The organism is Occallatibacter gabretensis (genome assembly GCF_001449115.1).
GTDB lineage: Bacteria > Acidobacteriota > Terriglobia > Terriglobales > Acidobacteriaceae > Telmatobacter > Telmatobacter gabretensis.
Window position 1 is genome coordinate 1 of record NZ_LAIJ01000012.1, and the last position, 18,118, is coordinate 18,118.

The 18,118-nt window shown below is 53.6% G+C and carries 14 protein-coding genes; 7 read left to right on the forward strand and 7 right to left on the reverse strand.

All coding sequences use genetic code 11. The annotated features are described in order from the left end of the window. The 5 genes from alsS to VO84_RS19165 all read right to left on the reverse strand — a co-directional run. Positions 1 to 1,698, reverse strand: a 1,698-nt coding sequence (alsS, locus tag VO84_RS19145; RefSeq protein WP_331458452.1) for an acetolactate synthase AlsS, incomplete at its 3' end; no start/stop codon positions are given. Then, entirely contained in the window at positions 1,601 to 2,380 is a 780-nt protein-coding gene (budA, locus tag VO84_RS19150) for an acetolactate decarboxylase (protein ID WP_058189402.1), read from the reverse strand. The genes budA and alsS, both read right to left, overlap by 98 nt. Before the next feature lie 206 nt (positions 2,381 to 2,586). Beyond that, positions 2,587 to 3,387, reverse strand: coding sequence for an acetoacetate decarboxylase family protein (locus VO84_RS19155; RefSeq protein WP_058189403.1), 801 nt, complete (start codon positions 3,385 to 3,387; stop codon positions 2,587 to 2,589). Positions 3,388 to 3,777: 390 nt separating this feature from the next. Further along, positions 3,778 to 6,057, reverse strand: coding sequence for an NADH:ubiquinone reductase (Na(+)-transporting) subunit F (nqrF, locus tag VO84_RS19160; RefSeq protein WP_058189404.1), 2,280 nt, complete (start codon positions 6,055 to 6,057; stop codon positions 3,778 to 3,780). A 144-nt stretch (positions 6,058 to 6,201) separates the two neighbouring features. After that, positions 6,202 to 7,578, reverse strand: a complete 1,377-nt coding sequence (locus tag VO84_RS19165; RefSeq protein WP_058189405.1) for a sugar porter family MFS transporter — start codon at positions 7,576 to 7,578, stop codon at positions 6,202 to 6,204. 120 nt (positions 7,579 to 7,698) lie between these two features. On the opposite strand from VO84_RS19165, the gene VO84_RS19170 reads away from it, so the two are divergent. Next, positions 7,699 to 8,577, forward strand: coding sequence for a helix-turn-helix transcriptional regulator (locus VO84_RS19170; RefSeq protein WP_058189406.1), 879 nt, complete (start codon positions 7,699 to 7,701; stop codon positions 8,575 to 8,577). A gap of 3 nt (positions 8,578 to 8,580) precedes the next feature. Here the strand turns inward: VO84_RS19170 and VO84_RS19175 are convergent, their stop codons facing one another. Continuing rightward, entirely contained in the window at positions 8,581 to 9,303 is a 723-nt protein-coding gene (locus VO84_RS19175) for a FadR/GntR family transcriptional regulator (RefSeq protein ID WP_082662208.1), read from the reverse strand. A gap of 186 nt (positions 9,304 to 9,489) precedes the next feature. Here VO84_RS19175 and VO84_RS19190 point away from each other — a divergent pair, with 186 nt between their 5' ends. The 5 genes from VO84_RS19190 to VO84_RS19210 all read left to right on the forward strand — a co-directional run bounded on the left by VO84_RS19190 (position 9,490) and on the right by VO84_RS19210 (position 15,638). Continuing rightward, positions 9,490 to 10,485, forward strand: coding sequence for a zinc-binding alcohol dehydrogenase family protein (locus tag VO84_RS19190; RefSeq protein ID WP_082662209.1), 996 nt, complete (start codon positions 9,490 to 9,492; stop codon positions 10,483 to 10,485). Continuing rightward, positions 10,482 to 12,110 carry a sodium:solute symporter gene (locus tag VO84_RS19195; RefSeq protein ID WP_058189411.1) on the forward strand — a complete coding sequence of 543 codons (1,629 nt, stop codon included), beginning with the start codon at positions 10,482 to 10,484 and terminating at the stop codon, positions 12,108 to 12,110. Before VO84_RS19190 ends, VO84_RS19195 begins: the two co-directional genes overlap by 4 nt. Before the next feature lie 6 nt (positions 12,111 to 12,116). Next, positions 12,117 to 13,049 (forward strand): aldo/keto reductase, encoded by a 933-nt coding sequence (locus VO84_RS19200; RefSeq protein WP_058189412.1) that lies wholly within the window; start codon positions 12,117 to 12,119, stop codon positions 13,047 to 13,049. A 326-nt stretch (positions 13,050 to 13,375) separates the two neighbouring features. Continuing rightward, the gene (locus tag VO84_RS19205; RefSeq protein WP_058189413.1) at positions 13,376 to 14,659 is read left to right on the forward strand and encodes a DMT family transporter; all 1,284 of its coding nucleotides are present in this window, start codon (positions 13,376 to 13,378) and stop codon (positions 14,657 to 14,659) included. Positions 14,660 to 14,777: 118 nt separating this feature from the next. Then, complete coding sequence (locus VO84_RS19210) at positions 14,778 to 15,638, forward strand: inositol oxygenase (RefSeq protein ID WP_231738094.1); 861 nt, start codon at positions 14,778 to 14,780, stop codon at positions 15,636 to 15,638. A 51-nt stretch (positions 15,639 to 15,689) separates the two neighbouring features. Here VO84_RS19210 and xylA read toward each other — a convergent pair whose 3' ends face one another. Next, positions 15,690 to 17,018, reverse strand: coding sequence for a xylose isomerase (gene xylA, locus VO84_RS19215; RefSeq protein WP_058189414.1), 1,329 nt, complete (start codon positions 17,016 to 17,018; stop codon positions 15,690 to 15,692). A 207-nt stretch (positions 17,019 to 17,225) separates the two neighbouring features. Between xylA and VO84_RS19220 the strand changes: the two genes are divergently transcribed. After that, the gene (locus VO84_RS19220) at positions 17,226 to 18,098 is read left to right on the forward strand and encodes an amidohydrolase family protein (protein WP_058189415.1); all 873 of its coding nucleotides are present in this window, start codon (positions 17,226 to 17,228) and stop codon (positions 18,096 to 18,098) included. Positions 18,099 to 18,118: the final 20 nt, after the last annotated feature.

Sequence of the window (18,118 nt, forward strand, 5' to 3'; positions counted from 1 at the left end):
GCTTACCTCGTGCCATCTTGCTCTCCTCATTCCAGTGTGTCTCTTAGTCACTGGTACAAAGCAAGCCGGGCAGACCAACTTCACTACGTCAACTGGCCCGAACTTGATTCCTGAAGTTCGTTTGTACTTTGGCTGTTCCTGAACAGCCACCATGTCGTAGGTGTCGTCGATCCAAACCATATGAACGAGGTTGAGCTTCAATCTCACTGCAGTTTCGAGCTCCATCGCGGAAAACAGAAACCCTCCATCACCCGAGATTGAGAGTGTCTTTTCGTTTGGTCTTACCAGGCACGATGCGATTCCCCAAGGCAGCGCGACACCAAGCGTCTGCTGGCCATTACTGATCAGAATCTGGCGCGCCCGGAAGCTGAAAAGAAAGTGTGCGATCCAGAGATGGAATGAGCCCATATCGAGACACAAAGTGACATCATCTGTAAGCCACTTCTGAAGCTCCGCGACGAGTCTAAGGGGATGGATCGGATTCCCTGTATATTGATCCGAGTATTTAACTCTCAGGGCCCTCTTCGAGGCAAGCGCCAATAGGAAGCGATCGACGTCCGGCGCTAGGACGAGAGGATTGATAAGCGCGGCCAGGGCGGACACGCTGGCGGCAATGTCTCCCAGGACTTCGACGGCTGGGGAATAGAAATTATCGGCATCCGCACGTGTGGAATCGATATGAATGATCCGCGCGGTCCGGGAATGATTCCAGAACGAGGGGTCGTACTCAACAGGATCATAGCCTACCGTGATAATGACGTCCGCTGAACTCAAAAGCTCATCGCCTGGAGTATTATCCAACTGTCCGATCCGGCCTGCAAAGTTCTTGAAGAGATCTGACGAAACCGTTCCCGCTGCCTGGAAGGTGCCAACAATCGGTAGCTCGGCTTTACGAAGAAATGCCCGAACGGCTTCAGCGTTCTCCGGTCTACTGGCCAGTAGGCCCAGCAAAAGCACAGGACGCTGTGCACCGTTGATGATCTTGGCAGCAGCTACGAGCGATTCGTGACTGCCGGGTCCGAATTTGGGATTGGCACTGAGATCGAGAGCTTCGCATTTTGCTTCTCTCTCCATAATGTCTTTTGGCAAGTTCACATATGCTGCTCCTGGCCGATCTGACTCCGCTGCCCGGAAAGCATTTGCTATGACCTCGCCAATAGATTCAGATGAACCAACTTCCGCGCAAAACTTTGTCACAGGCTTCAGTACCGACACGGCCTGCAGAGCCTGATGAACCTGCTTGAGACTCTGAGATGTAGGGACTGATCCACCAAGAGCCACCACTGGATCTCCCTCGCTGTTTGCGGTGGCAAGCCCTGTGGCGAGGTTACTGACCCCAGGGCCTGACGTTGCGATTGCTACTCCGGCCCTGCCCGTCAGTCGCCCTATTCCCCCGGCAATGAAAGCTGCGTTCTGCTCGTGGCGGCACACAACTGTTTCGATCGAAGAAAACTTCAGAGTATCGAACACCTTATCAATCTTTGCGCCGGGAATGCCGAATACGTGCGTGACTCGGTGTCGTTCAAGCGACTCCACAACAATTTGCGCACCTGACTTAGATGTATTGGAACTCATAATTCCTTTCGAAGCCCAAATCCCGTTATCTTTCGTGATTTCGTTCCGCGTTCGCCAAGTCGTTATTTGGATCCCGGCTGAGGTCGGCTTTGAGAAATTCCTCGGTCTCAGGCAAAGAGACATGCATCTCGTGCATCGCACATCCCCCGATCGTCACATCATCCGCTCTCAGTTCCAGAACATGACCTCCTCTTTTTCGGTCTGTGGACAAGAAGTGAAAGTGGTATCCGGGAACACTAAACGAGCCTGCAAACCCAGGCGACCAAAGTCCGACCAGCGTCCCCTCTCGCTGCTGGAAAAGAAATTCCTGTTGCGCAGATGCAGCGGCTTTCAGCCCGGTTCCCTCTGGGACTGGCTTCATAACTCGTGTCTTGATCAAAGAAAATGTTCCGTCAACGCGAAATGCGTAAAACACGTTTTCTGACTCTCTCAATTGATCGCAAGCTGCAACTAACTCAGAGAAATTTGTCAATTTAGGATGATGCTCTGAAAACTCGGCATTGAAACGCGTGATGACGGCGTATGGGATTAGGCGATCACCTTCAACGCGGGAGACTGTGCCATCGAAGGAAACCTTGTAACAGACTCCATCAAGGATGACCATTTCACCGTCTAGATCTATGAATGTACCTAGCCCAAAATCGCCATGACTCAGGAGTCGAGCGACTTTGACCGCGCCCTGGTAAAGGCCTTCAACGAGTGCCGCGGACGTAGACACTTGAAATAACGTGTGAAGTGGTTTGCCGAGACATTGTGACAACGCGGTCGACACGATGTGATCGCAGCTGGTCTTATCAGTCTGCATTCGATCGATGAGAGCTTCATAGAGAGAGTCAGGAAGGTTGCAGTCGATTCTCTTCAGGTGCCGCTCCGTGTCATTGAGGATTTCAGCTTGGGATTTCCTGCTGTCATCTCATCCATCTGACATTTCGTTCTGCTCGCTTTTAGCCATCCAAGTAAAAGACTTGATAACGACCGAGTCAGATTCATTGTGAACGCTGGCCCCCAGCTTCACTTTGTTAGATCTTTCAATGTCTTGAGATCATCAACGACATACGCCATTGAGGCACGAATCCCTTTGCCGCAACGAACGGGGGCGAGATCCGAGACGTCTTCTCCGTCTACAACTGGTAATGTAAGAAGCCCGTCACCGATCCACGCCTGCTCGATCTTGATATCATGCGGCGCGTTTTCGACGAGCTCGTGAACAGCCGGTTTGCTCTGTTTGCCTGCTGCCAGGCGCGGCGTATGCAACAAATTGACAACCGGACGCTGCTTAAGGGCTGCGGGATCCGTGATAGGCTTTTTCAGCGTGACCAGGCCTTGAGCCAGCCGTCGGCCACTTGCTGTCAATGAGCCCGCGAACTTTGATCCTGGTGCTAGCGCGGGACCTGCCTTACCGGTCGCAGCATAGTAGCGAGTCTGAAAGACCTGGCCGAGGCGCTTGGGGTAACCTTGAGTCCATCCTCGCGCGATCGCAGCGTCGTTGTCGACGAAGATATACGGACAATAGCATACTGGCTTGCCTTCAAACAGGGCATCGAGCAAAAGGAAGAACTCACGATACTGATAACGAGCCGGATCCAGATACTCCTCATTGGCTCCGGTGAACTGCCAGTCATAGAAAAGAGCATTGCCGTGGCCGCTTCCCGCTGGATCGGGATCTAGCCCAGGAGGCAGCAAAGCTGCCACTGCTGCAGGATCGGACCAGAACTCAATGTTGAGGAAGTCGGATGAATAGTACCAGGGCGGAGGCGGATTGAGCGTCGACTTTCCTTTCGGGGTGAGTGGATAGTGGAAACCTTTGAGCATCGATATTCTCCTCTGCGCTGCCATTGCACCGCGGTACTTATAAGGATGCGTCGTGATCGTTATGCCCCTCAGCGGCAACCCGGGAAGAGTGCTCACTAAAAGACATCGATCGACCTGACACCCCTTACAGCGCAAATATTATCGTCGCGTGTTTGCTGAGAACATTACATGTTTCTGCTAGCTATCAACGTCTTGATGTTTAGAGTGGATTGCATGACGAAAAAATTCTCCGGTATATTACCGGGAAGGTGTAATTAGAATCCGGCTACCGACCTCGTTACCACGGAGCAATACGCGAGGTCGCGATGCTGCAACGAGGTTTAATCGGCTTACTCGACATTAAAGACAGATGCTCATCCTTCTTTCAGCATGCAATAGTGCAGCAGTCACTTAAAATTCATCAAAGGCAATCTGTCGCTCTGATATGTCCAACTCACTCAGCGTGCGAATACAGGCCTTGATCATCATGGGCGGTCCGCACAGGTAGTACTCGGCCTGCTGTGGAGAAGAGTGACTGCGTAGATAGTTTTGAAACAATACGTCGTGAATAAATCCTGTGTGGCCTATCCATTCATCCTCGGAAAGAGGAGAGGAAAGAGCCAAATGGAAGTGAAAGTTAGGATGTAGCTCAGCCAAACGCTCGAAGTAATCGGCGTAGAAGATTTCCTGGCGTGAGCGCGCGCCATACCAAAAGCTGATGCGGCGGGCGCTTTGTTCTGTTTCGAGCAAATATGAGATATGGGCGCGCAGAGGCGCCATCCCTGCTCCACCGCCTATGTAAACCATCTCTTTCTGTGTCGGCTTAATATGAAAATCGCCGGACGGGCCTACGGCTGTCACCGTGTCGCCAGGCTTGAGGCTGAAGATATAGCTCGACCCAATGCCTGGAAGGCAGTCCTGTCCTGGCGGCGTCGTCGCAATCCGTACATTGAAGCGCAGAGTTCCTTCTGTGTGTCGATTGCTTGCCAGAGAGTAATTGTTACGCCGGGCTCCATCAACGTTGCGCACAACCAGATCAAAGACGTGCTGTTGCTCCCATACCTTTCGGAATGGGGCGGGGATGTCGAAGTCACGAAAGCGAATTTCGTCGTACGCGGGAATATCAATTTGCAGATAATCGCCAGGAAAAAAGGCAATCTCTTCGTTTGTTTCCGATACAAGAACAAGTTCTTTGATAAAGGTGGCAACATTCCGATTGCTAACTACACGAAGCTGATATGTTTTTGGTGCGCGTCCACCGGCGCCACCAGGCTTCGCAACGTTAATCTGTAATACCCCCTCTTGCTCTTGCACTGGGTAGGTAGCGAGACCGCGGCAAACTGGTGCGCGAGCCGGTGAGCCATCTGCCAGATAGAAACGGCCATTGTGTTTGGAGCATTCAATGATGTCATCCTTCACCAGACCTTGACTCAAATGCACATTGCCGTGCGTGCATATGCCGTCCGTTGCATAAAGACGACTGGCGTTGTCACGGTAAATTGCAAAGCTTTTCTTGCCGTGATCGAAGCGCAACACATCCGCACAGGGAAGCCTGCTTGCATCGCAGACTGGAACCCAGCCGTCTGCGTCAGGAATCTGCTTTGAAACGAAGATGTTTTTATTTGCACGTTTACGCGCCTCAGGCAGTTTGCGCTTTACGTGATATGCGGGATCCTTCACCTGCCGCAGTACTGCGGGAGCAATCTCGCGCCATGCCGCGAGCAGGCTGGGATATGGCGGAGGACAATCGTCTTTGACTGCTTCATGCAGCTTAGGAAGCGCGTGATAGGGAACCAGTGGGAACATATGGTGCTCGACATGGTAGTTCATGTTCCAGTAGAGGAAGCGATGCATTGAGTTCATATATACGGTTCTGCAATTCAGCCGATGGTCGAGCACGTTTTCCGCCAGGCCGGCGTGCTGGGTAAGACCATAGACCACCATGAGCCACGTGCCGAAGAGATTTGTCAATCCAATCAGCATCAAGGGCAGAATGCTTTGCATACTAGCCGCCAACGCAATCACTGTCACATAAATGGACAGATATACGCGCGCCCTGCGGTAGACCTTGCGAAACTCGGTTTCAGGGATGTAGGTTTTCTCTGCCGCAGTCATTCTGCCAAAGGCATGAATCACAATGTGCCTAAAGTACGAGGGATATACCGGCAGATTGAAGAAGGCGCCAATCAGGCGCAGAAGGCTGGGAGGCCGTGGCACGGCGATCTCTGGATCGCGCCCAACAATGATCGTATCGCTGTGATGCCGCGTGTGACTCCATCGCCACACGACCGATTCGCGCATAACCATGAAGGAGGCGAGCTCATAAAGCGCATTGTTCATCCAATCCGTCTTGAAAGCTGTGCCGTGGCCTGACTCGTGCCAACGAGAATCAGAGGTTGAGGCATAAAGCACGGCATAGAAGACATAAGGCAAAGCCGCCCACCACGTTCCCCACAAGCGCCATGTGGCGATACCGCTGCCGGCAATCAGTGCAAGCCATAGTAGCGTGTCGCGGATCGCAGGCCCGTCACGTCGTTCCAACAAACTGCGCAGTCTTGCACGCGGCACATCGCACTGGTACCAGTCAGCCTCCGCGAGCCCCTGTTCGACAGCGAGCCTTGCATTAACACCGATCAGGCTGTAATCCGGTGTGCACGTCTTTGCCTCTGCGGTTTCAACCGGTACAGACATAGAACAGACTCCTTTAAGAAAAGCGGGTCCAGTGATTCCTCACTTGCTTACGCATGGTTCCAGGACATTCAGACTGCATGTACAGTCGGGAGCATTCGGGAGCCGCGCCTGCACCCTTGAGAAAATCTATCCCGTCGATCACACTCACTCCTTGACGGACCACTGACGTGCGATCTCTTCGAGTCGCTTGTTCTTCGTTTCCGGGACAAAAGCGGCGACAAACCATATTTCCAGAAGGCAAAAGCCAGCATAGAAAAAGAAAGGAAAACCATGGTTAAACCGGGCAATCAGCCGTGCGCTCTGGTCCAACATTGGAAAAGTCTGCGAGACCACGAAATTTGCTGCCCATAGTACAGCAGTGCTGACGGCCATCGCCATTCCTCGGCTCTTGGAAGGAAATAGCTCCGCAAGCAAAATCCACGTAACCGGTCCTACAGACAATGCAAAACAAGCGATGTAGGCCAGCACAAAAAAGAGCAGCCATGCGGAATTGTTTCCGCGCATGATTGCCCATCCCATCGCAACCAGGCATACTGCCATTCCTGCTGAGCCGCCAAGAAGCAATGGCTTACGCCCGGCGCGATCTACCAACAACATTGCAATAATCGTAAAAATTACGTTGACCGCTCCTACCGCAATTGTCTGCTGAAGCGCCACATCGCCCGAATGACTGGCGTGGGCAAAGATCGACGGAGCGTAGTAGAGAAATACGTTGATTCCGGTAACCTGTTGCAGCACCGCCAGCAGAATGCCGACCGCATACATTCTTTTGCGATTCAGGATGGGCACTGCGCTATGCTCACCGGCGTGAATTTCATTCAGCATCTCGGCGCCTGTAAGCGCAGCTACCTTTTCCGCCTCTGCGCTGCGTCCTTTAAGCAGCAGAAAGCGCGCAGTCTCTGGAACTGTAGAAAGAAGCAGCATTAACAATGCAGAAGGGAGGATGCCTGAAGCAAACATCCATCGCCATCCCGTAGTCTCATTCCACTGCGCGTCGCAGTTATGCGTAATCTGATAGTTCACCAGATAGATCAGCAACATGCCTGAAACGATGGCGAGTTGATTTACCGCTACGAGCCGCCCTCGCCAGCGAGCCGGGGATGACTCAGATATATAGAGCGGGCTAACTACAGAGGCTGCGCCAATACCCATGCCTCCCAGGATGCGGAAAGCTACCAGCGTTCCGAGAGAATTGGCCATGGCCGTTCCCGCAGCGGAAACTAGAAAACAGATGCCAGCCAGAAGGAGGAAGCGATGGCGACCATACAAATCGCAGCCCCACCCAGCGCCTGCCGCGCCTAGAACACAACCGGCCAGCGCAGAGCTGGCTGCCCATCCTGTAGCAGCCGCGCCAAGGTGAAAATGCGCGGCTAGCGGGCCGATTGCCCCGGAAATTACGGCGGTGTCATATCCAAAAAGCAATCCGCCAAGTGCGGCCACGCCCGTCATGAGCAGTAGAAACCCAAATTGTCTACGCGCCGGCTTCGCCATTCTTTCTATCTGCTTCGCAGCCGGCATCATCGCCCCCTTTCCTGAATATGGATACTTCTTTCCACAATTGCGCGCAATCCGCGATGGAAAGAGTGTGCGCTTCGCGATGGACGATAGACAATGGCTCAGGAGACAAGATATATATCCCAAATGAACTCAAAGGTCGCCCTCTTGCCCACGGTGAATCATTTTATGGATGAAATTCCCATTGAGGCCCAACGTCTTACTAAGACCTACGCCCGGTTGCAGAGAGGCCGGGTGGTCATCGGCGATGTTCTCTACGCCAAGGGTGGAAGCTTTGGGCCGCGACGTCAGACCGACTACCAACTTGTGGTCATTCATACCGGTTTTCTCACGCTGACCCTTGATAACCAGGTCATTGAGATTCCAGAAGGGCACGGAATTCTTCTACGTCCTGGCCATCGGGAGCACTTCCACTTTGCGCCGCATCGGGAGACACGCCATAGCTGGGTGGCAGTAGAGCCCTCACTGCTCAGTTTTGAATTGCAGCAACAGTTCGAGTTGCATGGCGGCCCTTTACCTTTTCTCGGTCGAATGGCCACATTATTGGATATAGCGCGGCACGACGCTGTGTCCGCCTCAGCCGCGGACTCACTGCACAACGCGGCTTGTGAAGCACTGGGCATCAGCATCCTGTGCACATTTGCCTCGGCAGTCCGCGACCGCCGCAAGGCTTCACATCCCGGCGAAACCGTATTATGGCGCATGGACCGTTTTCTCGCGGAATCTTCTGCGTGCCCGCTGCAACTCAACGATATTGCGCGCGCAGCAGGAGTCTCGCGGCAGCATTTACTCAAGCTATGCAGGCTGGCTAATCGGCCTACGCCGATGGAACAGCTTTATGCCACCCGCCTCGATCTGGCCTCTGACCTGCTGCTCCATACCGGCTTTTCCATTGCGGAAATCGCGAACTGTACCGGATTTGTAAATCAGTTTCATCTGTCACGCCGCTTTAAGCAGCGGACAGGAAAAAGCCCATCCGTATGGCGCGGCCAGGTGTGGAACTAAGGTCTATAAGCGCGCGTTTTTTGTATCGGGTCTTTGCGAAAGCAATGAGCGCGCATCCAGAATATGCTCGCGCATGAGCTGCCGTGCCGCTTCAGCATCGTGTGCACGAATCGCTGTATAGATCCGCTTATGGAAGGCTAGCGGCTGCTCAAGCGCGACGCGGTTTGACAGATGGCTCATGCTGGTGAGCACAGTTCGATGAATCCGCTTGAACAAGAGTTGACAGATACGGTTGCCGCTGGCGCGAAAAATGGCATCGTGAAAAGCCATATCCGCCGCAAGACGCTCCTCGGTGCTGGCTGAATTCTGCATAGCGGTAACTGCAGCGCGCAGGGAATTGAGATCTTCCGCTGTCGCGCGATCAGCAGCACGAGCCGCGAGTTCCGGCTCAACAATGAGCCTTGTTTCGAAAAGCTCGTGGTGGGAAAGATCATCCAGCAGAACGAGGAAGTCAAGCGGCTCGTTCAGAATCGCTTCGGCGCTCATGCTGAGATAGGTTCCGTCGCCGACACGCTGCGTCAGCACCCCCATCATCTCCAGCACCTTGAGAACCTGTCGTACAGAGGCGCGATTAACGTGAAACTGTTTTGCCATATCCCGCTCAGCCGGAAGCCGAGAGCCCGGGCCAAGCGCCCCGCTGGCAATCATGCTCTTGATCTCCGCAATCAATGAAGTGGTAACACTGCTCGCAGGCGAGGAACTCCGTGGGGTGCGCGGCTTAGCCATTGTGAAATCGATTATGTCACTGCGAGCCGCCGGATGGAACGGTTATCCAACGGTTTTGCTCACAATTGGGCAACCAATAATCATTTCAGTGAACAAAATTTGCTAAAACAGGAATTCTTATTGACGCTGTTCGTGCCGTCGCGGCATAATTTTCTTCTTGGAAGAAAGGATGAACCAATCGCCACTATGCGTCAGCTTGTGCTCACCGCTCCTGGGCAATTCCTCTCCCGCGATGTAGATCCGCCTTCCTGCCCGTCGGACTGCGCCCTGGTGCGAATCAATAGCATAGGCGTGTGCGGATCTGATTTTCATGCCTTTGCAGGACGGCATCCAGCTTATGTGTATCCACGCGTCATTGGACACGAGCTCGCCGGAACCGTGATTCATGCCGAGGATAACGAATTCAGCATCCAGATTGGCGACCGCTGCGCCATTGAGCCCTATGTAAACTGCGGTGAGTGCAGTACATGCCGCATGGGCAGGCCTAACTGCTGTGAGCGTCTTGAGGTTCTCGGTGTTCATCGTGACGGCGGTATGCAGGAGATTCTTGCGGTTCCTTACCGGCTTCTTCACCGCTCTGCAACGCTGTCTCCGGATGAGTTGGCGCTGGTGGAAACACTGGGCATCGGTAGTCACGCGGTGGCGCGTAGCGGAGCGCATGAAGGGGAGGCAACACTAGTGATAGGTGCGGGGCCGATTGGCTTGGGAACGGCGCTCTTTGCTCGTGCTGCTGGCTGCCGGGTGACTGTGGTTGAACCAAATCAATACCGACGCGAGTTTGCGCAAAAACAGGGATTCGATGTGGCTACTTCTACGGAAGAGCTGAGCGCAGATATTGTTTTCGATGCGACCGGTAACGCGAAGGTCATGGCGGAAAGCCTGCATCACGTTGCGCCAGGCGGAAGGCTGGTCTTTGTCGGCCTTACCAGCAATCCGGTCATATTAGACGACAGCTTCTTTCACAAGCGCGAGATCACGCTGTTGGCCAGCCGCAATAGCGCACATCAATTCCCGCGCATCCTGCGCATGATGGAAAATGGAGAGATCAGCGTGAAGGAGTGGATCACCGATCGGCTTACCATCTCCGACGTTGCCAGTGAGTTTGCGGAATTGCCAGCCAGGCCCCGCCTCATCAAAGCCATTGTGTCGCTGGGAAGCAATGCGATGGAAGGAAAGAAATGACGGCTTATCAGTCTGCCACCATTCCTCCCTTTGATCTGGTTATTATCGTTGCTTATATCGCACTCATCCTGGCCGTCGGATTGTTGTCAGCCAGGCGCTCGCACATCACGGGACAGGTCTTTTTTTTGGCTGGAAGAAGTCTTACGTGGCCGGTGGTCGGCGCCGCGCTTTTTGCTTCAAATATTTCAACCATTCATCTGGTTGGCCTCACCGCTTCCGGTTATACCGACGGTCTTGTATGGGGCAACTTTGAATGGATGGCGGCATTTACATTAGTCCTGCTCTCGCTGACATTCGCTCCCTTTTACTTTCGGAGCCGCATTGGAACTCTTCCGGAGTTTCTAGAACGCCGCTATTCGCCGGCCTCGCGCTCCATTCTCGCTGTTATGGCGATCCTTGCTGCGCTCTTTATCCACATCGGCATGAGCCTTTATGCGGGCGCTGTTGTTTTTCACCAGTTCTTCAACCTGCCGGTCGAGCTTTCGGTCCTATTGATCGCCGTAGTTATCTCCATCTACACCATTGCCGGCGGATTGAAAGCCGTAGTGATGACTGAGACACTCAATACCTGCGTTCTACTCTTTGGCATTTGCCTCATCACGTTCTTTGCCATCCGCGCACTGCCAGCGCATGGAATCCATTCGCTCGCCGACTTTCGCGCGGCAACGCGGCCAAACCAGCTACACGTTCTGCAGACTCACAGCAAAGTGGGACTTAATTGGTACGCGGTTTTCCTTGGCTATCCAATCCTCGGCATATGGTACTGGTGCACTGATCAAACTATTGTGCAGCGGGTTCTGGGGGCTCGTTCGGAGCGGGATGCGCAACTCGGTCCCCTCTTTGCCGGGTACCTGAAGTTCCTGCCCATGTTCCTGCTGATTCTTCCTGGGGTCATTGCCTATGTTCTCTTCAAGGACCGCATTGGCGCAGATGCGAATGCCACTTTGCCCGTGTTGATCGAGCAACTCATCCCCGCAGGCCTTCGCGGCATCATCAGTGCGGCTGTGCTTGCGGCGCTGATGAGCGCCGTTTCCGCTGCAATGAACAGCTCTGGCACTCTTCTAGCCGTCGATCTCGTCAAACGCCTGCGGCCATCGCTCTCAGACGCGCAAGTGGTGCGCGCGGGACGCATCAGCTCTGCCATTGTTATGGTGCTAGCCATCTTGTGGTCAACGCAGGGCGCGCGTTTCTCCAGTATATTTGCGGCAATCAACATCATTGCGTCAGACCTGGCGCCTCCCATCACAACGGTCTTTCTCTTCGGCGTCTTCTGGAAGCGCGGTACATACCAGGCATCGATTGCTACTTTGCTTGGAGGGTTGGCGATGGGGATTGCGGCTTTCTTGGTCGATCTTCCGGTCATTGGTAATACTCGCCTGTTGAGCGACGAGCTCGGCATCAGTTTCCTTATGCAAGCCTGGTGGATGTTCTGCTTATGCAGTCTGCTTTACATTGCGGTCAGCCTTGCAACTCCGCCGCCACGCCGCGAGGCTATTGAAGGACTCACCTGGCCGAATCCTTTCGCCGTTCTCACGCGCCAACCGCTCAGCGGCGCCGGCGATCCTCGTTTAATGGCTGCCGTACTTCTCGCTGTCCTCGTCACCATGTACGCAATCTTCCACTGAGGCACCATGAAGAAAAACCCCCTCGGGTCTACAGGAATCATGGTTTCCGCCATTGGGTTTGGAGCGTCTTCTCTCGGCGGTGGCGTATTTGGTCCGGTCGAAGAGGCCGATGCCATTGCTGCCGTCCATGCGGCCCTTGCAAGCGGCATCACGTTAATCGATGTGTCGCCTTTCTACGGTTACACCCGTGCCGAAAGTGTGCTCGGGAAAGCTCTCAAAGGAGTCTCACGAGATCGTTTTCTACTGTCCACAAAGGTTGGCCGGTATGGCGATGATCTCTTCGATTTCAGCCTGGAGCGCGCACGTAGCAGCATCGATGAAAGCCTTGCACGGCTTGGACTGGATTATGTCGACCTGCTTCACGTGCATGACGTTGAGTACGGAGACCTCTGCACCATCGCCGAACAGGCCATCCCCGAGCTACACTGCATCATCGCTGCCGGAAAAGCGCGATATGTTGGCATTACCGGCTACCCTCTCGCGGCCTTGCTCACGCTCACCCGGTCTTCTCGGGTAGACTGCGTCCTTTCATACAATCATTGCACGCTGAACGATACCACATTGCTGGACCAGCTGCCGGAATGGACCAGGAACGGTATCGGTGTCATCAGTGCGGGAGCGCTTTCGCAAGGCCTGCTGACAGAAGCCAAGTTACCCCTTTGGCATCCTGCTCCCCCCGCTGTCCGTGAAACGTGTGCGCGCGCCGTTCACTTTCTGCGCTCGGAAGGTGCAGACCCTGCGGCTTTTGCCATTCAATTCGCAGCGGCACAGCCCGGAATTGCCTCTACCTTGATTGGTATAACAAATGTGCGACAGGTTGAAGCTGCAGTGCGAGCCGTTGAGAGTCCAATCGATGCTGAACTGCTCCATGCCACGCTGCGCATTTTGGAGCCAATTCATAACCATACCTGGTGTACCGGCCGCCCAGAGAACAACTGAATCCGCATCAGTGCTTTTATCAATCAATATGGAGTCTTCAATGCCTCAGGCCTTTCCCACTGCTATTTTTCTTCGCTACATCCTTCCTCATGATGTGCGGTGCGACACGCCCAATCGAAATAAATTGACAGCAATTCCGCAAAAGAATACTGTTTTTCCCGCTACCTGTAACGAAATGAGAGAAACAAACCGCCTGTGACCATTCACAATAACTCCAACGCCCTCTGGACTATCGTTTCCGATGCGCACTTTCTCGTCCCGGCTGCCATCCTTCTGTTTGGCATCCTGCTACTCATTGTTTTGAGTTGAACGGAGGCTCCTTTGCTATGAGCCATACTCCTGGGCCCCTTGAAGAGAGCCGTCTGCACTGGCTTGGTATCTGTTGCGCACTTGTTGCAGGCGCATGGCTCGGCGCCGCAGAGGCGCCAACGAAACTGGTGGTAACTGGCCTTTCGCCCTTTGCCATCTCTCTCTGCATGGTTATGGGAGTCTTTGTCGCGCGCTGGACATTTCCGACACTGCTTAAAGGAACCGGCTACATCTTTCGTGACCTAGACCGCCGCCGTCATCTCATCGTCTGGGCGCTATTAGCGGGAGGTCTCTGGGCCGTTGCCAACACACTCACCGTCATCGCCATCCGAGACGTTGGCCTGGCCATGGCATTTCCACTTTGGAATGCCAATGCGTTGGTAGGTCTTCTCTGGGGATGTGTCTTTTTTGGCGAGCTCAAAGGCTCTAGTCTTGGCACGCGTATCCGCGTCAGCTTAGGGGCGCTTGCCATTGTGCTCTCCGCCACACTGCTTGGCTTTAGCAGCATGCGCCACCCCAGCATCACGGGAGGTGACCCTGTCCGAGGCATCGTTGCAGCTCTCGGAGCTTGCCTGCTTTGGGGAACTATGTATATCCCTTACCGGAAGGCTTATATAAGCGGCATGAATCCGCTTTCGTTTGTCACCGCCTTTACCCTCGGCGAGCTTGCAACCGTAGCCGCGCTCGCCATAACTCTGGGCGGCGGCGCCCATGCGATCGTGGCGGAGCTACAAGGCGCGCAGCACGTTCTGTTCTGGTTGTTCCTCGGCGGTTTTGTCTGGGTGGTCGGCGACCTCTTTCAGCAATTTGCGGCTAAGTATCTTGGCATTGGCCGCGGCATTCCGCTTACCAACACCAACCAGTTGTGGGGTTTGGCATGGGCCGGCCTTGTTTTTCAGGAGCTGCGCAATGCCACTGTTTCTCAGATGGTTCTCGTCACCGGCGGCTCATTGGGCATGATTCTTGGCGCTATCCTGCTGGGCTCCGCTATTACCTCCGCGCGCGAAAATACTTCACGCAATGAGGTCATCCAGCGAGAATGCACGCGCTACAACCTCGACTACCTTGAAACCCTTCGCGCCATGAGCGGCATGGATCCTGAGCATCCCGGCAAAGGAAGGCGTTGGTGGGATCTGCTTATTATGCTTGCAGCCATCGCGTTCTTCGTATGCTTTGCACGCACAGCCTCCATGCCCGCTATCCCGATGAATCATTTCTGGCTTATCATCCTCACATTGGCTCTTCTTGCCGTTCTGATTGTTGGAGCGTGGCGGCTGCGACGCGACACAAATTTCAACTAGCGGAACGAGCATTCCGGCAGGGAAGGACATACCATGCACCAGAAAGCGCGTCAAAGAAAATTGTGGCAGTAGTCGTGTAGAAAACTTACCGATAACGGAACAGAGATGAAGGAGGCGTATGAGACTTGCCAACACACAGGACGCTCCGCTGGGCGCCGATATGGAACAGTGGGATGAGTTTCTCAAAGGACGTTACAAGCAAGGCAGGTCTGAGGAAGAGTTTCGGCAATACGATGCGCAGGCAAATCCCGGCGTCGCCCGTTTTTATTTGCAAAACCACGAAAACCAGAGCTTTGATTATGTGATTGCCAAAGAAAAAGAGTACTTCTCCCTGAACAAAGGGCAGAAGTCCATCTGGGAAGCCGCGGAGTTTCTTAACACCCTGGTGGATGATAGCGATCCGGACACCGATCTCACGCAAATCGAGCATTTGTTGCAAACTTCTGAGGCCATTCGCGCCGACGGCCATCCCCGCTGGTTTGTTTTAACTGGCTTTGTTCATGATCTGGGCAAAGTCCTATGTCTCTGGGGCGAGCCACAATGGGGTGTTGTGGGCGATACGTTTCCCGTGGGCTGTGCTTTTTCTGAAGACATTGTCTTCCCCGAATACTTCAAGAACAATCCGGATCTGAATCATCCAGTTTACTCAACGAAATACGGTGTTTATGAGCCTAACTGCGGACTAGACAAGGTTCACATGTCTTTTGGACATGACGGCTATATCTACGAGGCCACGAAAAACCACCTTCCGCAGGAAGCGCTTTACATGCTCCGCTATCACTCGTTCTACCCTGCACACAAGCATGGAGCATACAGCTACCTGATGAACGAGCAGGATCGCGAAATGTTTCGATGGGTAAACGAGTTCAATAAGTACGATCTTTACTCCAAGGGTCATGTCAAGCCGAATCTGAAGGAACTCAAGCCTTACTACGATGACCTGTTCGCCGAATTCTTTCCAGCAACCATCGCCTGGTGAGCACAATTGAGCCTGGCAATTGTTGCCGGGCTCAATTGTCCTCCAGATTATTTAGAAAAGGCTCCGCGTAACCAGGTTCTCAATCCACTCCTGCCGGCCGGAACGCGGCTTCGGATTCAAGTTCTTTTTCTCTGCGTCAGCGGCAATCGCCTCCAGGCTGAGGTTTCCGCGAAGCATCGACTGCGCATACTCTTCATTCCAGTTCGCATAACGCTGCTCCACCACCTCCGGAAGCTGCTTGCCCTCTACCAACTTTGCCGCATTGAGGAACGCACGCGCGCACAGGTCGATTCCGCCAATATGGGCATGAATCAGATCCTCTGACTCAATTGACTGCCTTCGGATCTTCGCATCAAAATTCAGCCCGCCGGTGCCTAGGCCGCCGCCGCGAATCACCTCATACATGGCCAGTGTTGTATCCAGAAGATTGTTAGGAAACTGATCCGTGTCCCATCCCAGCAGCAAGTCGCCGCGGTTGATGTCGAGCGAGCCAAGTAGCCCAAAGGTAGCAGCCATAGAAATTTCGTGCTCAAAACTATGCCCGGCTAATGTCGCGTGGTTTGCTTCAATATTCAGCTTTACCTCATGCTCCAGACCATAGTGCTGCAAAAAAGCGTAGACCGTCGCTACATCAAAGTCATACTGATGCTTGGTGGGCTCTTTGGGTTTGGGCTCCATCAAAATTGCACCGCGGAAGCCGATCTTGTGCTTGTGCTCGACAACCAGATTGAGGAAGCGTCCGAGCTGATCCAGTTCTCGCCGCAGGCTTGTGTTCAACAGCGTGTCATACCCCTCGCGACCGCCCCAGAGCACGTAATTCTGGCCATTCAGCTGCTTTGTCACATCCATGCAGTGCTTCACGGTGGTAGCGCTGAAGGCAAAGACCTCAGGATCAGGATTTGTCGCCGCTCCCGCCATAAAGCGTGGATGCGCAAATGTGTTCGCAGTTCCCCACAACACGCCGACTGATGCTCCCTGCATCTTCTCTTCGAGATAATCCGCCATCTCATGCAGGTTTTTAAGACCACTATTCAGGTCCGCGCCCTCTGGAGTAATGTCCCTGTCGTGAAATGTGAAGAAAGGAACGCCGAGCACGCGAAACAGGTCGAATGCCGCATCGGCCTTCATCCGTGCGCCCGTCATCGCATCCTGCTCACGCATCCACGGCCTGTCGATCGTTGCCGAGCCAAATGGATCTGCGCCGGTCAATGCGAGGCTGTGCCAGTATGCAATCGCAGGTCGCAGATGCTCCTGAAGGGGCTTGCCAAGCACTATTCGGTCGGCGTCGTACCAGCGGTAGGCAAGCGAATTCTGAGTATCCGGTCCCTCATAATGAACAACGTCAAAGCTGCTAAAGATCGAAGGTGCGGATGTAGGCATGGGATCCTCCTGAAAGGTTTTGTCAAAAACAGGCTTTATCTATCTTATAGAAATGAAGAATGGATGAACCATTATAGAGGTCCCTTATATAGTTCCAAAACAAAGAGTGTCAATCCCAAGGATAACGAGATAATCAGGATATCGCAGAAATATTATTCGCGGATATTGACGTTGCTTCTCATTCATTGCAATACTTGCATTCGAACTATGGATGAACCAAAATTACAACATCCGAGAACCCAATGGATCGATGCCCACCATCATCTGTGGCGCTACTCGGAAGCGGAGTATCCATGGATGTCGGCGCAAATGCAGGCTATCCGAAGAGACTTCAGCGTCCATGATCTAGCTATCGAAGCAAATGTTTCCGGAGTAACCGGAACCGTAGCCGTGCAGGCGCGCCAGTCGGTGGAAGAGACTGAGTGGTTACTCACAGTTGCGCAAAGTTCACTATTGGTTAAAGGGGTCGTTGGCTGGGTGCCCCTGATCGATCCGAATGTCACAGAGTGGCTCGACAAATGGAAGAGCAATCCGCTGCTGAAAGGGGTGCGTCACATTTTGCATGACGAAGCAGACGACGAATACATGCTTCGCCCGGATTTCAATGCGGGAATCCGTGCGCTCATGTCTTATGGGCTTCGCTATGACCTGCTCATCTTTGAGCGTCACCTTCCACAAACTATTTCTTTCGTCGACCAGCACCCGAACCAAGTTTTTATTCTCGATCATATTGCCAAGCCCCGCATTCGCGATGGCGCCCTTGATCCCTGGAGAATAAACATCTCTCGCCTTGCTGAACGGCCGCATGTTTACTGCAAATTATCCGGCATGGCAACGGAAGCCAACGTGGACAATTGGAACTCGGACACGCTCAAACCGTATTTTGATCACGTCCTGGAGGCCTTTGGCCCATCGCGCATAATGTTTGGCTCTGACTGGCCCGTTCTCAATCTTGCAAGCAGCTACGCTACGTGGGTACAAATTGTCGATCAGTGGCTCTCCAATCTCAACAAAGCTGAGGCTGACGCAATCCGCAGAGATACTGCCATCCGCATCTATGGACTTGATCCCCAGTTATAACTATCTGTTTTGGATGAACA

Bases quoted from the DNA above. Each gene is read 5' to 3' on its own strand.
- VO84_RS19200 (WP_058189412.1), top strand. From the start codon at position 12,117: ATGAAGAAAAACCCCCTCGGGTCTACAGGAATCATGGTTTCCGCCATT.
- VO84_RS19190 (WP_082662209.1), top strand. From the start codon at position 9,490: ATGCGTCAGCTTGTGCTCACCGCTCCTGGGCAATTCCTCTCCCGCGAT.
- xylA (WP_058189414.1), bottom strand. From the start codon at position 17,018: ATGCCTACATCCGCACCTTCGATCTTTAGCAGCTTTGACGTTGTTCAT.
- VO84_RS19170 (WP_058189406.1), top strand. From the start codon at position 7,699: ATGAACTCAAAGGTCGCCCTCTTGCCCACGGTGAATCATTTTATGGAT.
- VO84_RS19210 (WP_231738094.1), top strand. From the start codon at position 14,778: ATGAGACTTGCCAACACACAGGACGCTCCGCTGGGCGCCGATATGGAA.
- VO84_RS19175 (WP_082662208.1), bottom strand. From the start codon at position 9,303: ATGGCTAAGCCGCGCACCCCACGGAGTTCCTCGCCTGCGAGCAGTGTT.
- VO84_RS19205 (WP_058189413.1), top strand. From the start codon at position 13,376: ATGAGCCATACTCCTGGGCCCCTTGAAGAGAGCCGTCTGCACTGGCTT.
- VO84_RS19220 (WP_058189415.1), top strand. From the start codon at position 17,226: ATGGATGAACCAAAATTACAACATCCGAGAACCCAATGGATCGATGCC.
- VO84_RS19155 (WP_058189403.1), bottom strand. From the start codon at position 3,387: ATGCTCAAAGGTTTCCACTATCCACTCACCCCGAAAGGAAAGTCGACG.
- nqrF (WP_058189404.1), bottom strand. From the start codon at position 6,057: ATGTCTGTACCGGTTGAAACCGCAGAGGCAAAGACGTGCACACCGGAT.
- VO84_RS19195 (WP_058189411.1), top strand. From the start codon at position 10,482: ATGACGGCTTATCAGTCTGCCACCATTCCTCCCTTTGATCTGGTTATT.
- VO84_RS19165 (WP_058189405.1), bottom strand. From the start codon at position 7,578: ATGATGCCGGCTGCGAAGCAGATAGAAAGAATGGCGAAGCCGGCGCGT.
- budA (WP_058189402.1), bottom strand. From the start codon at position 2,380: ATGCAGACTGATAAGACCAGCTGCGATCACATCGTGTCGACCGCGTTG.